14 protein-coding genes and 3 pseudogenes are annotated in these 13,982 nt (G+C 71.6%); 11 read left to right on the top strand and 6 right to left on the bottom strand.

Annotated elements, in window-relative coordinates:
* Positions 1 to 43 precede the first annotated feature (43 nt).
* Positions 44 to 2,554, bottom strand: a complete 2,511-nt coding sequence (locus FXF50_RS27480) for a glycosyltransferase (protein WP_187399850.1) — start codon at positions 2,552 to 2,554, stop codon at positions 44 to 46.
* Between the two features lie 812 nt (positions 2,555 to 3,366).
* Here FXF50_RS27480 and rnhA point away from each other — a divergent pair.
* Complete coding sequence (rnhA, locus tag FXF50_RS27475; protein WP_148431828.1) at positions 3,367 to 3,843, top strand: ribonuclease HI; 477 nt, start codon at positions 3,367 to 3,369, stop codon at positions 3,841 to 3,843.
* An 88-nt stretch (positions 3,844 to 3,931) separates the two neighbouring features.
* Positions 3,932 to 4,207 (top strand): hypothetical protein, encoded by a 276-nt coding sequence (locus FXF50_RS27470; RefSeq protein WP_187399849.1) that lies wholly within the window; start codon positions 3,932 to 3,934, stop codon positions 4,205 to 4,207.
* 20 nt (positions 4,208 to 4,227) lie between these two features.
* Here the strand turns inward: FXF50_RS27470 and FXF50_RS27465 are convergent.
* A pseudogene (locus FXF50_RS27465) lies at positions 4,228 to 4,359 on the bottom strand (transposase); the annotation flags it as partial.
* Between FXF50_RS27465 and FXF50_RS27460 the strand changes: the two are divergent.
* The 4 genes and pseudogenes from FXF50_RS27460 to FXF50_RS29485 all read left to right on the top strand — a co-directional run.
* Positions 4,358 to 5,305: pseudogene (locus FXF50_RS27460) on the top strand (RNA-guided endonuclease InsQ/TnpB family protein); the annotation flags it as partial. The pseudogenes FXF50_RS27465 and FXF50_RS27460 sit on opposite strands and share 2 nt — an antisense overlap.
* A gap of 17 nt (positions 5,306 to 5,322) precedes the next feature.
* A pseudogene (locus FXF50_RS30330) lies at positions 5,323 to 5,448 on the top strand (zinc ribbon domain-containing protein); the annotation flags it as partial.
* Between the two features lie 136 nt (positions 5,449 to 5,584).
* Positions 5,585 to 5,797: a cytochrome P450 gene (locus FXF50_RS29490; protein WP_222866117.1), complete on the top strand. Its 213-nt coding sequence runs from the start codon at positions 5,585 to 5,587 to the stop codon at positions 5,795 to 5,797.
* A complete protein-coding gene (locus FXF50_RS29485; protein ID WP_187399855.1) occupies positions 5,755 to 5,997 on the top strand; it encodes a ferredoxin in 243 nt (80 codons plus the stop codon). The genes FXF50_RS29490 and FXF50_RS29485 overlap by 43 nt, the downstream gene beginning before the upstream one ends.
* A 12-nt stretch (positions 5,998 to 6,009) precedes the next feature.
* On the opposite strand, the gene FXF50_RS27455 is transcribed toward FXF50_RS29485, so the two are convergent.
* The 3 genes from FXF50_RS27455 to FXF50_RS27445 all read right to left on the bottom strand — a co-directional run bounded on the left by FXF50_RS27455 (position 6,010) and on the right by FXF50_RS27445 (position 7,598).
* The gene (locus tag FXF50_RS27455) at positions 6,010 to 6,270 is read right to left on the bottom strand and encodes a hypothetical protein (RefSeq protein WP_148431827.1); all 261 of its coding nucleotides are present in this window, start codon (positions 6,268 to 6,270) and stop codon (positions 6,010 to 6,012) included.
* Between the two features lie 36 nt (positions 6,271 to 6,306).
* The gene (locus FXF50_RS27450; RefSeq protein ID WP_148431826.1) at positions 6,307 to 6,543 is read right to left on the bottom strand and encodes a preprotein translocase YidC; all 237 of its coding nucleotides are present in this window, start codon (positions 6,541 to 6,543) and stop codon (positions 6,307 to 6,309) included.
* Positions 6,544 to 6,629: 86 nt separating this feature from the next.
* A complete protein-coding gene (locus tag FXF50_RS27445; protein WP_370464165.1) occupies positions 6,630 to 7,598 on the bottom strand; it encodes a pentapeptide repeat-containing protein in 969 nt (322 codons plus the stop codon).
* Between the two features lie 179 nt (positions 7,599 to 7,777).
* On the opposite strand from FXF50_RS27445, the gene FXF50_RS27440 reads away from it, so the two are divergent.
* Entirely contained in the window at positions 7,778 to 8,386 is a 609-nt protein-coding gene (locus tag FXF50_RS27440; RefSeq protein WP_148431824.1) for a hypothetical protein, read from the top strand.
* A 45-nt stretch (positions 8,387 to 8,431) separates the two neighbouring features.
* On the opposite strand, the gene FXF50_RS27435 is transcribed toward FXF50_RS27440, so the two are convergent.
* Positions 8,432 to 8,842, bottom strand: a complete 411-nt coding sequence (locus FXF50_RS27435) for an SSI family serine proteinase inhibitor (protein ID WP_148431823.1) — start codon at positions 8,840 to 8,842, stop codon at positions 8,432 to 8,434.
* 407 nt (positions 8,843 to 9,249) lie between these two features.
* On the opposite strand from FXF50_RS27435, the gene FXF50_RS27430 reads away from it, so the two are divergent.
* From FXF50_RS27430 to FXF50_RS27415, 4 genes are all read left to right on the top strand, one after another.
* On the top strand, positions 9,250 to 10,281 hold the full coding sequence (locus tag FXF50_RS27430) for an ABC transporter permease (protein ID WP_255510218.1): 1,032 nt from the start codon (positions 9,250 to 9,252) through the stop codon (positions 10,279 to 10,281).
* Between the two features lie 61 nt (positions 10,282 to 10,342).
* Positions 10,343 to 12,088, top strand: coding sequence for an ABC transporter substrate-binding protein (locus FXF50_RS27425; RefSeq protein ID WP_148431822.1), 1,746 nt, complete (start codon positions 10,343 to 10,345; stop codon positions 12,086 to 12,088).
* Between the two features lie 62 nt (positions 12,089 to 12,150).
* A complete protein-coding gene (locus tag FXF50_RS27420; RefSeq protein ID WP_148431821.1) occupies positions 12,151 to 13,140 on the top strand; it encodes an ABC transporter permease in 990 nt (329 codons plus the stop codon).
* Between the two features lie 14 nt (positions 13,141 to 13,154).
* On the top strand, positions 13,155 to 13,982 hold an 828-nt coding region (locus FXF50_RS27415), incomplete at its 3' end, for an ABC transporter ATP-binding protein (protein WP_148431820.1).

Raw genomic sequence — 13,982 nt, 5'->3', positions numbered from 1 at the left:
CAACGGTCGTGCTCCATCTCCTCGACGGAGGATCGGGTCACGCTCACGCACGAGCTCCGCTCGGGGCCAGCGCCCCGGGCCAACTCGGCCAGGTCGGCAGGAGCACCTGCTGCTCGGCCGGCAGGTCGCGGCGCTCCGTCCGCAGCAGGTTCGGGATCTCGTCGGCCCAGCCGAACCGGTCCGAGGCCAGTACCCGGCTGCGCACGTGGGACAGGAACGCGGCGAGGATCTCCCGCTCCCGCTGGCGCAGCTGCGCGTATCCCTGCCCGTCGATGGTGATCGCCGGCGCCAGGTAGCGGAACGGCGGGAAACCGTACGCGTCGTCGGTGTTCTGGATCATCCGCTCCAACGTCTCGTCGGCGCCGAGCTCACTGATCCGCGGCGTGCCGCGTTCGATGATGAACAGCTCCTCCACCCGGGTGCTGGTGCCGATGCGGCAGGGGACCAGGCGGTCGACGCTGTACTTCGGCGGCGGGATGAGCCGTTGGGTGATGGCGTTGATGCCCATGATCGGCACGTTGAACCGGCTCAGGGTCAGGGCCAGCGACCGGCCGCCCTTCGAGTGCAGCCGGCTCTGGAACTGCAGTCGGCGCCACTCGGCGGGGGTCAGGTCCTGGGCCTGCACGGCGCGCAGGGTGTGCGCGCTGATGGTCAACGGCTTGGGGAAGCACGTCGCGACGCCGTCCGGACCGATCAGGGTCATGTCGTCGGAGAGGAAGTGCCCGCCGTGGTCGCGCAGCAGGCGCAGCACGGTGGCGGTCTTGCCCGTGTCGGTGAGGGCGGAGAGCATCACCCCGACGCCGTTGAGGTTGACGCACGCGGAGTGCAGGAGCATGTGCCCCCGGGAAACCAGCACGAACCGCAGCAGCGCCTCGATGATGTTGGTGTAGACGACGTGCGGTGACCGGGCGAGCAGCGGTCCGACCTGGATGTCGATCGGCGAACCGAGCTGGATCCGGAAGTTCGCGCCCAACCGGCCCAGATGCTCTTCGTACCGCAGGACCGACTCGTTCGCGTACTCGGTCATGGCGGCCCGGCGCTGCGGCCCCCGGCCGCCCACGTCACTGACCCGCACCGCGATGTCGACGTCCGAGTCCGCGACCCACTGGGCGCGGAAGAACTCCAGCTCCGGCAGCATGATCTGGGAGCCGATGGTGACCACCCCGGCCACGTCGTACCGGTACGCCAGGTACTGGTACCGCTTGCGGGAGGGGGTCGCGGCGGCCTCGGGGGCCCGGAGGTTGACCAGCATGCGGACCGGATCGCGCCGGCCGGTGCTGCCCGGGGAGTAGATGACCCGATCGTTGATCAGGAACCGGACGAGGAAGAGCGCGGCCAGCGTGAGCGCGTTCGCCGTCAGGATCCCGACGCCGGCCCAGACCAGGGCCTGCAGCACCGGCAGGCGTACCAGCAGCAGCACGTTGTTCAGCAGGAAGAAACGGCTGGCCCGGCCGGCCCGCGAGCCCTGCCGGGTTCGCCGGTAGATGAGCAGGTCGATGAGGACGAAGTTCCACGCCGTCGACAGCTGGGTCGCCAGCGCGGCGCCCAGCAGGTGGTGCAGGTTGGCCGGCTCGTAGAAGAACCACAGCGCCGCCGTGTTCACCACCATGCCGCTCAACCCGACCAGCCCGAAGGCGACCATCCTGATCAGCTCCGTCAGGCGGTCGCGGGCGCCGGCGGGGCGCTCCCTCATCTGGCCAACCAGCCGCTGGCTGCGCAGCCGCCCCAGGTGCCGGAGGAAGGTCAGCCCCTCCCGCACCGACGCCTTGGACCGGCCGGCGTGCCGGTGCGCCATCTCGTAGGCGACCTCGGCGACGCGGGCACCCGGGTGGCGGACGACCAGTTCCAGCAGCACCTTGAAGCCGATGGGGTTCATCCGGTCCAGGTCGACGGCCGCCCGGCGGAAGGCGAACAGGCCGCTCATCGGATCGCTGATGGTGGTCAGGCGGCGCGGGAAGAGGCTCTTCGCCAGGCGGGTGGCCCACGACGAGGTCGCCTCACGGGCCGCGCCGCCCAACCCTTCGGTGGAGCCCTCTCCGGCGTAGCGGGTGCCGATCACCACGTCGACGTCGTGCCGCATCGCGATGTCCGCCAGCCTGCCGGCCGACTCCGGCGGGTGCTGGAGGTCCGCGTCCATCACCATGACCCACTCGCCGCGGGCGTGCCGCGCGCCGAGCAGCACGGCGCCGCTCAGGCCGCCGGCCCGCGCACCCGGCGGTCGGTGCAGCAGGCGTACGGTGAGCGGGGCGTCGGTCGCGTGTCGGGCCAGGACGTCCACCGTGTCGTCGTCACTGTCGTCGACGAAGATGATCTCCGCGCCCAGCGCCGCGACCGCCCCGCCCAGGCGGGACAGCAGCGTGGGAATGTTCTCCGCCTCGTTGCGGGTCGGGACCACGACAGTCAGGCGTACCTGCTGGTCGGACGCCGGCCGGTGCAGGTCGTGCGGCACCGGCTCGGAGGCGCGGGAGTTCCGGCGCCGCCGGATCTCGCCGTCGGATTCTCCGGCCTCCTCGTCGTCCTTCGCGAGCGAGGACGCGTGCGCAACTTCGGTCATTCCACCCTCCATCAGATGCGCTTCCAGGCAGCGCCGAGCCGTCGCAATTGCCGCTCGGAAACAGCGCAGAAGCCGGTCGGAAATATGCGCGGAACCGGCTCTGTTCCGGTCCCGACGCGATAGGCGTTCAAGGGGATGGCCGCGGTGTCGTCAGAGATTACGAAGAGCGAAGACGAGGTGTCTAACAGCTGAACAGTCGTGAAAGTGACAGTTGCTCGCCCGGGCGGAGTTCCCCCGAATCACGGCTCCCACCTGCACTGAATATGGTTAGGCAATCCTCTCGTCGCGCTGAGTGATTGCTCAACGGGGGCGGTGTCGGGCGGCGTGACGGGCGCACGACGGGCCGGGAACCGCCTGCCGTAGCGGCGATCGGCGGCGTCGCAAATGGAGGGTCGATGCGGCGGGGTCGCGATTGGACTTCACCTACAGCTACCAACCTGAATTGTTTAGGATGACGTTGCGGTGACCATTCGGCTGAGTGTTTGCTTCGTAAAGTATCGGCCGGTGTCCACCGGGCCACCGGGGAATTCTCCGAACGGAGTCGCGGGTTTACCGGTTCGCCGTCGGCCGTGATGGCCGAGCAGACCAGCACCGGCCGGACCAATCGGAGGGCTCGTGGCACCTGATTGGTGGGACAGGCCGCCTTGTCCGGCGTGCCGACCCGTCCGTGTCGACGACGGAAGCCTGCATCCGGGCCCGTGTGCCGGTGCGGGACGGGGGTCGGGCCGGGTGGCGGTTCCCTGATCGGGATGGTGGCGCCGCGGTCCGGGTCGGGTGGTCGCCCGCGGGGGCGTACCGGGTAGGTTGCCGGCATGGCGGAGGCGACGACCGGCGGGGTCGTGGAGATCTGGACCGACGGAGCGTGCAGCGGCAATCCCGGCCCCGGCGGCTGGGGCGTGCTGCTGCGCTGGGGCGGGCACGAGCGCGAGCTGTGCGGCGGCGAGGCCACTCCGACCACGAACAACCGGATGGAGTTGACCGCCGCGATCCGGGCGCTGGAGAGCCTGACCCGCCCGGTGACCGTGCGGCTGCACACCGACAGCACGTACGTGCGCAACGGCATCACCGGCTGGCTGGCCTCGTGGAAGCGCAACGGCTGGCTGACCGCGGCGAAGCAGCCGGTGAAGAACGCCGATCTGTGGCAGCGGCTGGAGTCGGCCTGCGCCCGGCACGACGTGACCTGGCTCTGGGTGAAGGGCCACAACGGGCACCCGGAGAACGAGCGGGCCGACGCCCTGGCCAACCGGGGGATGGCCGAGGCGCGGGCGGCGGCGCCGGCCGGCCGCTGAGCCCTGGGCGGGTTGTGTCGACCCCTGTCGATGGGTAACGTAGCGGATCGATGCCGTCACGGACAGTCGCCCTCCCGGAGGTGTCCGCGTGACCGTTGCGCCCCTCACCGACCTGCCGCTCTGGCCCCCGACCAACCTCGACCGTGACCCGCTCGTCCCGCTCGACGCGGGGGAGCGGCGGCGGTTCGCCGGCCCGGTCACCCGGGTCCGGCTCCCCACCGACGCGACGGCCTGGCTCGTCACCCGGCACGCCGACGTCAAGCAGATGCTGCGCCACCCGGCCTTCAGCGCCGACCTGACCCGACCGGGCTTCCCGCTGCTGCGCAAGTACGAGCCCGTCCAGGGTTTGTTGGCCCGGTGGTAGTGGCGCAGGCGGCGCGACGACACGCCCTTGAGGCTGTTGACCGGCCGGGCCACGGCCACCTTGGGCGGGTGGTTGACCAGCAGGTGCAGGTGGTTGTTCTCGCCGTTGAACCCGACCAGCTCGCCCTCGGAGTCGCGGCGTACGTCTCGCATGATCTGTTCCATCCGGGACAGGTGCCGGTCGCCGAACACCTTGTGTCGGAACTTCGTGCAGCTCCGTTACCAGTTCCGCGTCTATCCGACGCCAGGCCAGCAGATCGAACTGGCTCGGGCGTTCGGGTGCGCGCGGGTGGTGTTCAACGACGGGCTGCGCGCACGGCAGGAAGCCCGCGAGGCCGGACAGCCGTATGTCTCCGACGGCGAGTTGTCCAAACGGGTTATCACGGAGGCGAAGAAGACCGAGACCCGCGCCTGGCTGGGCGAGGTGTCGGCGGTCGTGCTGCAACAAGCCCTGGCGGACCTGAACACCGCGTACCGCAACTTCTTCGCCTCGGTCACGGGTAAGCGCAAGGGCCGCAAGGTCGCCCCGCCCCGGTTCCGGTCCCGCAAGGACAACCGGCAGAGCATCCGGTTCACCAAGAACAGCCGTTTCAAGGTCCTCGACAACGGCCGGCTGCGGCTGCCGAAGATCGGCGACCTGGAGGTGCGCTGGTCCCGGGCACTGCCGTCGGACCCGTCGTCCGTGGCGATCATTCGGGACGCGGCCGGGCGGTATTTCGCCTCGTTCGTCGTCACCCTCGGCACGGACGAGACGTTGCCGCCGGTCGATTCCGAGGTTGGCATCGACCTGGGCCTGACGCATTTCGCGGTGCTGTCGGACGGTACGAAGGTAGCCGCGCCGAAGTTTCTGCGCCGCGCCGCCCGCAAGCTCAAGTGGTTGCAGCAGGACCTCTCGCGCAAGCAGAAGGGCTCGAACAGGCGCAAGACGGCCGTCGTCAAGGTCGCGCGGGCGCACGCCCGGGTGGCCGACACCCGGCGGGACTGGCAGCACAAGCTCTCGACGCAGATCATCCGCGAGAACCAAGCGGTATACGTCGAGGATCTGTGCGTCGTCGGTCTCGGCCGGACCCGGCTCGCCAAGTCGGTACACGATGCCGGTTGGGCGTCGTTCACGGCATGCTGGAGTACAAGGCCGCCCGGTACGGGCGCACCTTCGGCCGGGTGGACCGGTTCTTCCCGTCCACCCGCATGTGCTCGGCGTGTGGCCGGATCAACGAGAAGATGGCGCTCAACGTCCGATCGTGGGACTGCCCGTGCGGAGCAGCCCACGACCGGGACGTGAACGCCGCCAGGAACGTCAGGGCCGCTGGACAGGCGGACCTCAACGCCCGTGGAGCGCACGTAGGACCGGCACTCGTGCCGGCGGCGCCGACCCCGCCTGGCCACCGAGGATGTCGAGATCGGCGGGCGGCTGATCCGGGCCGGGGAGGGGGCCATCGCGGTGCTCTCCCTGGCCAACCGGGACCGGGCCGCCTTCGACCGGCCCGACGAGTTCGACCGGTACCGGGCGGCGCAGCAGCACGTGGCGTTCGGCTTCGGGGTGCACCAGTGCATCGGGACCGCTGCTGCGGCGCGGGCAACTGCGTGGTGACCGCGCCGGACGTCTTCGACCAGGACGACGAGGACGGCCTCGTGCTGCTGCGCCGGGCCGAGCCGCCGGCCGACGCGGTCGACCGGGTGCGGCTCGCCGTCGAGCTCTGCCCGGCCGGGGCGATCAGCGTCGCGCCGCCCCGGCCGGAGCACCGCGCGGCGGCCGGCGCCCCGGCGCCGGAGACGTCGGCGACGCCGTGACCGCCGGGCCGCTCACCGCTCCGGGCGGCCCTCCTCGATCTCCTCCGGCTCGTTCGCCGGGTCCGCGGTGCCGGAGACCTCGGCCACGTCGTAGCCGGCCCGGCTGACCTCCCGGGCGGAGCGGCGCTCCTCGGCCGGCAGGTCGGCGAAGTCGTCGCCGGTGTCGTCGGTGCTGTGCAGGGACTGGCCCGGCGGGCGCAGCGACGCCTCGTACGCGGTCGCGCCGTCGGGCTCGTCGGTGGTGGCGCGGCCGAAGGACTCTTCACTCGTCATGTGGCACTCCTGCCCCTCCCGTCCGGAGGCAAACGCTCAGCGGGTCGCGTCCGGGTGCGTCGGCATCGAGGAGCCGCCGGAACTGCTGCCCGAGGAGCCGCCCGCCACGCCGGAACCGTCGTCCTCGGTCACCTCGTCCGGTTTCGGCGCGCCCGGCTCCGGCGCCGGCACCTCGGTGTCCGCCTCGACCTGGACCAGCCGGGCCTGGCCCGCCTCGTCCTCCGCGTGCTCCGGATCGACCGGCTGCCTGCCCTGCCGTGTCTCGTACTTCACCGGTCCGCCTCCCGTCCGTCGCCACGGTGACGCCGCCTACCCGGCCCGTTCCCGGCGAAACCCCGGCCACTCGCGGCGCCCTGCGGTCAGCGGCGGCGTCGGCCCCCGGCTGGTCCGCCGCTCGGGCGCCGGTCCGCCGACCGCCCACCGGAGGGGCGTGGGCCGCCCGGCGACCGGGCCGGGGTGACGGTCAGAGACCAGTGCGCCGGCCGGCGCAGGCCCCCGGGCAGGACCGTCCGGTGGTCGCCGCGGGCCGCGTCGAGCTGGGACTGGTGCACGAACAGGCAGTCACCGAGATCGGTCCCGCGCAGGTCCGCGCCGCGCAGGTCCGCCCCGGTCAGGTCGGCCGCGCCGAGGTCCACCCCGCGCAGGTCCGCGCCGATGAGGCAGGCGCCGCGCAGGTTCGCGCCCGCCAGGTCGGCCCGGCGCAGGTCCACGCCGATCAGGACGGCGCCGCGCCGGTCCACACCGGCCCGGCCGGCCCGCGCCTGCTCGCCGGCCCGGGACAGCAGCCGGTTGACCCGGTCCCGCTGCGCGTCGACGTCGACGGCGAGCAGCTCCTCCGGGGTGCCGTCGGTGAGCCGCCCGGTCTCGGTGAGGGCGGTGGCCAGCCCGTCCCGCAGCGGCCCGGCCGGGGTCAGCGCCAGTGCCTCGGTCAGATACCAGAGCAGCTCGTGCAGGGGCCGCATGACGGCGAAGGTGTCGAACATCCGCCGCGCGGTCGCCGGGTCGGCCCGCCAGTCGCGCCCGCCGAAGGTGCCCTGCGCGACGTGCTGGCCGGCCCCGAAGCAGTCGAAGACGGTGCAGCCGGGGAAGCCGCGCTGCCGCAGGTCCCGGTGGATGCCGCAGCGGGAGTCGGCGCGCAGGTTCGGGCAGGGCTGCCCGGCGGGCTTGTCGAGCGCGAAGTCGGCAGAGGCGGCGAACGCCGGCGCGACGCAGCAGATGCCGAAGCAGCGTGCGCAGTCGGCGCGCAGCTCCCGGTCGCCGCCGCCCGCGCGGCGAGCCGCGTCGGGCTGAGCCGCGGGCCCGCGCCGCTGGTCCTCCGTCTCGGACACGCCGCCCGGCCTCCCGCCCGTCACCATCGGCCGCGACCGTCGCGCCCGCCGCCATTCTCCGCCCGGACCACCCGGAACGGCCGGCGGGCCGCGGGAGTGTGACGGGGCCGCCCGGTTCCGGCCCGGCAGCGCGGTGGCTCTTCGTATGGTGGCGGTGACCGGCACCGGAGGGCGGAGGGATGGACGACGACGCGCGGGAGCAGGCGCTGCTCACCGCCCTCACCACCGAGCACTTCGTGCTCCAGACCGGCCGCAGCGCCACGGTCGCCGAGTCGGTGGGCCGGACCACCGTCTTCCTGTCGCTGCTCTCCGCCGCGCTCATCGGGCTGGGCTTCGTCTCCGGCAACGGCTCGCTGCTCCGGCCGTACCTGGGTGCGGTGCTGCCCACCCTGGTGGTCACCGGGCTGCTCACCTTCGGCCGGCTGGTGCAGAACATGGTGGAGAACTCCCTGGACCTGCAACGGATGCAGCGGATCCGGGCCTGGTACCACCAGCGGCTCGCCGGCGACCAGGACTTCTTCGCCGACGCGGCGACGTCCGGGGGCGAGATGCGGTCCGCCTGGACGGCGGTGGGCGCCCGGCCCGGCCGGTGGCAGCTGCTGCTGACCGCCGCCGCGCTGGTCGGCGCGGTCAACGCGCTGCTGCTCGGCCTCGGCGCCGCCCTGCTGGCCGGGCTGGCCGGCCTGTCGACCGGCCCGGCCGTGCTGGTGGGCGTGCCGGTCGCGCTGGTGGCCTTCGCGGCACAGTTCGCGTACATCAACCGGGCCTCGATCTCGATGACCCACTGAGCGGGGCGCGGCGCCCGCGCACGGCGGGCGCCGCCCGGGTCCTGCTCAGAAGTCGAACAGCGCGTCGGTGCCGCGGCGCAGCTCGCACCGGTTGTCGAAGGTCCGGGTGTACGCGACCGGCCGGCCCTGCCAGAAGCCCACCGCGCGGGCGGTGACCGGGGCGTACTCGCGGGTGCACGGGCCCGGCCGCACGTCGAGCGCGTCGAGGCGGCCGTCGACGCGGGCGACGAGCCGGCACGCGGTCGTCGGGTCGGGGTGCAGCCCGCCGGCGGGGCCGCAGACCAGCACGGTGGCGCGGGGGTCGTCGCCGCCGCCCTCGACGGTGAGCAGCAGCGCCGAGGGGGTCTCCGGGCCGGAGCGCGGCGCCGCGCCGACGGCCGCCGGTGCGGCCGTCGCGGCGAGGCAGCCGAGCGCGGCGGCCAGGGCCAGGGCCGCGGTACGTCGGGCGAAGGGCATGGGTCGTCCTTCCGTCGGGGCCCCGGGTCGGGGCCGGGTGTCGGCCCGGGCGTCGTGCGACCGGGCCGACGAGAACCCTAGGTGGACGGTGTGAACGCGAAGCGTCACGAAGTGTTACACCCCCCGGCGTTCGCCGACGGCGCGGGTGACATCGGCGCCGGGAAATGTCCGATCGGTTGACAACCGGTGTCGGGCCTCGCGGAACACGATTGCGAACTGTCGCGGCGAATGGCCGAACGGATGACAACCGAAGTCGGCCGTTATTGCGACGACGCTTTCCGTAAACCGTATCGTTGTCGATTCCTGACAACCGATCCGGCCGTTACCGGAACGATTCGAAGTGCTGTTCCGAAGCGGTTTACCGTCGAGTGGCAGGACGTTTCTCGTCGCCGTCGGGAGGACTCCTCATGAGCGACCTGTCCCACCCACCGTCGTTGACCGCACCCGGCGATCCGGCCGCGCCGGACCCGGCCGTCAGCGCCACCGCGCCGCCCGGCGACGATCGCCGGGAGATCGTCGGCCGATCGCCCAACCAGCTCGCCTGGCTGCGTCTCAAGCGGGACCGGACGGCCCGGGTCAGCGCCCTGACGCTGGCCGTCGCCGGCCTCGTGGCGCTCGGCGCGCCGCTGCTCGGCCGGCTCACCGGAATCGACCCCACCGACAAGTTCGTCGGCCGGCTCAACGATTTCGGAATGCCGATCGGCTACGCCGGCGGCATCAGCGCCGACCACTGGCTCGGGCTCGAACCCGGCAGCGGCCGGGACATCCTGCTCCAGTTGGTGTACGGCCTGCGCACGTCATTGTTCATCGCCTTCGCCTCGGCTCTGCTGGCGTCGTTCATCGGGGTCGCGGTCGGCGTGCTGGCCGGCTGGGCACGGGGCTGGCTGGACAGCGCGGTCAACTGGTTGATCGACCTCACCCTGGCGTTCCCGTTCCTCATTTTCGCCCTCGCCGTGATCCCGATCCTCCAGGACCGCTTCTACACCGAACGGGAGGCGCCGCCGCCGGCCTTCCGGGTCGCCCTGATCATCGCCACGTTCGGCCTGTTCAGCTGGACCTACACGGCGCGGCTGGTCCGGGGCCAGGTGATCTCGCTGCGCGAGCGGGAGTTCGTCGAGGCCGCCCGGGCCGCCGGCGCCGGCACCGGGCACCTGCTGTTCCGGCAACTGCTGCCGAACATCTGGGCGCCCATCCTGGTCACCGTCTCGCTCAACGTGCCGCAGTTCATCGCCATCGAGGCGGCGCTGGCCTTCGTCAACATCGGCGTCACCGAACCCACGCCCGACCTCGGCCGCATGATCTACAACAGCATCGGCTACGTCGCGAGCGACCCCTGGTACACCCTGTTCCCCGGGTTGACGATCTTCCTGCTGGTCCTGGCGTTCAACCTCTTCGGTGACGCGCTGCGCGACTCGCTGGATCCCCGCTCCACCCGGTAACCCCCACGGCCATCGACACGCCCGGCCGGCGGGGGCCGCCGGGCGGGAAGGGAGTACACCCGTGCGTACACGAACCCGGACACTGACCGGTGTCCTGGCCGCGGCGGCGCTCGTCGCCGCCGGTTGCAGCCCCACCACCGACGGCGGAGGCGGCAGCGACGAGAAGGCGAAGACCCAGACCGGCTCGATCTCCTACGAGGCGGCCGACAACCAGGGGCCGGCGAAGGCGGTCGACGGCGCCAAGGCCGGCGGCACGCTCACCGTCATGCAGAACACCGACTTCGAGCACCTCGACCCGGCCCGCAACTACGTCAACACGCAGCAGGTGACCGGCGGGCTGCTCTACCGGGCGCTCAACGGCTACAAGGAGGACGGCAGCGGCAAGCTGCTGCTCGTCGGCGACCTGGCCACCAATCCCGGCAAGGACGTCAACAACGACTGCAAGGTCTGGGAGTTCACCCTGCGCGACGGGGTGAAGTACGAGGACGGCTCCCCGGTGACCAGCAAGGACGTCGCGTACGGCCTGGCCCGCTCGTTCGCCGCGAACCTCAACGAGGGGCCGCACTACATCCAGCAGTGGCTCTACCCGGACGGCGCGTACAACGCCACCTACAAGGGGCCGTACGACGGTGGCAAGGCGACGCCGGACGGCGTCGAGACGCCCGACGACCGGACCATCCGGTTCACCTTCCCGCAGCCGCACTGCGACCTGCCGTACGCCGCGGCGCTGCCCACCACCGCCCCGGTGCCCGCCGCCAAGGACACCCGGGCCAACTACGACCTGCGGCCGTTCTCGTCCGGCCCGTACAAGGTGAAGTCGTACGAGCGGGACGTGGCGCTGGAGCTTACGCGCAACCCCAACTGGGACCCGAAGACCGACCCGATCCGCAACGCGTACCCGGACGCCATCCGGGTCACCTTCGGCCTGGAGCAGGCGCAGATCGCCGAGCGGCTGGTCGCCGACGCCCCGGCCGACCAGGCGGCGCTGAGCTGGACCGACGTGCCGCCGGCCGTGCTGCCCCGGACCACCACGGCCGGGGTGGCCGAGCGGGTGGTCAAGGGCCCGACCCAGTACACCTGGGTGCTCAGCATCAACACCCAGCGGGTCACCGACCTGACCGTCCGCCGGGCGCTGAACTACGCCGTGGACAAGGACGCGGCGCTGAAGGCGATCGGCGGGCAGGCCGCCGGCAGCCCGGCCACCACGCTCATGTCGCCGACCACCGCCGGCTGGCAGAAGTACGACGTGTTCAACGCCCCGGTCACCGGGGACAAGGCGAAGGTCACCGAGCTGCTGGCCGGGAAGAAGCCGAAGCTGGTGCTCGCCCACTCCAACACCGAACTGCGCACCCAGCAGGCCGAGGCGATCCGGAAGAACCTCACCGACATGGGCTTCGACATCGTCATGAAGCCCATCGACAGCACCAGCTACTACGACGAGATCGGCCGCAAGAACAACCCGTACGACCTCTACCTCAGCGGCTGGGGCTCGGACTGGCCGACCGGCTCCACCATCATCCCGCCGGTCTACGACGGCCGGGAGATCGTCGACGAGGGCAACAACAACGTCTCGTACCTCAACGAGCCGTCGGTCAGCGCGGAGGTCGACCGGGTCCGCAACCTGCCCGCCGCCCAGCAGGACGCCGCCTGGATGGCCCTGGACGAGAAGATCATGCGGGAGTACGCCCCGGTCGTGCCCTGCTACTACGACGCCACCTACGAGCTGCACGGCTCGAAGGTCGGCAACGCGTTCCTCAGCGACGCCTTCGGCATCATCTCGCTCAACGGCATCCACGTGAAGCAGTGACCGTCCCGTGGGGGCGGTCCACTCCGGACCGCCCCCACCCGTCCACCGGGGGAGGTGCTCCCGTGCTCCGATTCGTCGTCCGGCGGCTGCTCGTCGCCGCGGTGACCCTCGCCGTGATCAGCCTCGTCACCTTCGGTCTCTTCTTCGCGGTGCCGAGCAGCCCGGCCAAGGTGATGTGCGGCAAGAACTGCACAGCCGCGGACATCGCCCAGGTCGAGCGGCGCCTCGGCATCGACCAGCCGCTGCCGCGCCAGTACACGGAATTCGTCAAGGGCGTCTTCGCCGGCCGCACGTACGGCGAGGGGGACTTCCGCCAGGACTGCCCGGCGCCCTGCCTGGGCTACTCGTTCCGCAACAACCAGCCGGTCACCGAGATCATCGTCCAGCGCGCCCCGGTGACCTTCAGCATCGTCCTCGGCGGCGCGGTGCTGTGGCTGACCCTGGGCGTCTCGCTGGGCATGGTGTCGGCGTTGCGCCGGGGCACGGCCCTCGACCGGGCCGCCATCGGGGTGACCCTGGCCGGGGCGTCCATGCAGGTCTACTTCTTCGGCCTGATCCTGCTCTACCTGCTGGTCTACGCCACCGGGCTGCTGCCGTTCCCCAGCTACACCCCGTTGACCGAGAACCCGGCCCGCTGGGCGGTGGGGCTGTTGCTGCCCTGGATGACGCTCGGCTTCCTCAACTCGGCGCTCTACGCCCGGCTGGCCCGGGCCCAGATGCTGGAGACCCTGTCCGAGGATTTCGTCCGGACCGCCCGGGCCAAGGGGCTGTCCGCCCGGCAGGTGCACACCCGGCACGCGCTGCGCGCCGCGGTCACGCCGATCGTCACGATCGCCGGCCTGGACATCGGCACGAGCCTCGGCGGCACCTTCATCACCGAGACGATCTTCGGCCTCCAGGGGCTGGGCAAGGCCACCGTGGAGGCGGTGCAGTTCCTCAACCTGCCGGTGGTCATGGCGACCGTGCTGCTGGCGGCGGTGTTCATCGTGGTCGCCAACATCGTGGTCGACGTGCTCTACGCGGTCATCGACCCGCGGGTCCGGCTGAGTTGACGGGAGGTATCGACATGGTGGAGCTTCCGGCGCCGCGCCGAGGCGAGGGCCCCTATCTCGAGGTCATGGACCTGCGGGTGCGGTTCGACACCGAGGACGGCGTGGTCCGCGCGGTGGACGGGGTGTCGTTCGCCGTCGAGCGGGGTCGAACGCTGGGGATCGTGGGGGAGTCGGGGTCGGGCAAGAGCGTCACGTCGCTGGCGATCCTGGGTTTGCACAACGCGAAGCGGACCACGATCTCGGGGGAGATCTCGGTGGGTGGTCGTCAGGTGGTGGGGTTGTCGGAGGAGGAGGTGCGGCGGCTGCGGGGTCGGGACATGGCGATGATCTTCCAGGACCCGTTGTCGGCCCTGCACCCGTACTACACGGTGGGGAAGCAGATCGCCGAGGCGTACCGGGTGCATCATCCGCGGGCGGGGAAGCGGGAGGCGCGGACCCGGGCGGTGGACATGTTGGGTCGGGTGGGGATCCCGCAGCCGGGGAAGCGGTTCGACCAGTATCCGCATGAGTTCTCCGGGGGTATGCGGCAGCGGGCGATGATCGCGATGGCGCTGGTGAACGATCCGGATCTGTTGATCGCGGACGAGCCGACCACGGCGTTGGATGTGACGGTGCAGGCGCAGATCCTGGATCTGCTCAGTGATCTTCAGGCGGAGTTCCGGTCGGCGATCATCCTGATCACCCATGACCTGGGTGTGGTCAGCCAGGTGGCTGATGACGTGCTGGTGATGTATGGGGGGCGGGGGGTCGAGCACGGGAGTGTGGAGCAGGTGTTGCGGCGGCCGCAGCATCCGTACACGTGGGGGTTGTTGTCGAGTGTGCCGTCGTTGCACGGTGACGCG

Origin of the sequence: Micromonospora sp. AP08, assembly GCF_008085935.1 — a bacterium.
Lineage (GTDB): Bacteria > Actinomycetota > Actinomycetes > Mycobacteriales > Micromonosporaceae > Micromonospora > Micromonospora chersina.
Note: the sequence above shows the minus strand (reverse complement) of the source record. Positions and strands in the feature narration are given on the sequence as shown.

What these genes read in the sequence shown, in the direction of transcription:
- rnhA (WP_148431828.1), top strand. Translation starts at nt 3,367, where the DNA reads ATGGCGGAGGCGACGACCGGCGGGGTCGTGGAGATCTGGACCGACGGA.
- FXF50_RS27480 (WP_187399850.1), bottom strand. Translation starts at nt 2,554, where the DNA reads ATGACCGAAGTTGCGCACGCGTCCTCGCTCGCGAAGGACGACGAGGAG.
- FXF50_RS27440 (WP_148431824.1), top strand. Translation starts at nt 7,778, where the DNA reads ATGGACGACGACGCGCGGGAGCAGGCGCTGCTCACCGCCCTCACCACC.
- FXF50_RS27455 (WP_148431827.1), bottom strand. Translation starts at nt 6,270, where the DNA reads ATGACGAGTGAAGAGTCCTTCGGCCGCGCCACCACCGACGAGCCCGAC.
- FXF50_RS27430 (WP_255510218.1), top strand. Translation starts at nt 9,250, where the DNA reads ATGAGCGACCTGTCCCACCCACCGTCGTTGACCGCACCCGGCGATCCG.
- FXF50_RS27435 (WP_148431823.1), bottom strand. Translation starts at nt 8,842, where the DNA reads ATGCCCTTCGCCCGACGTACCGCGGCCCTGGCCCTGGCCGCCGCGCTC.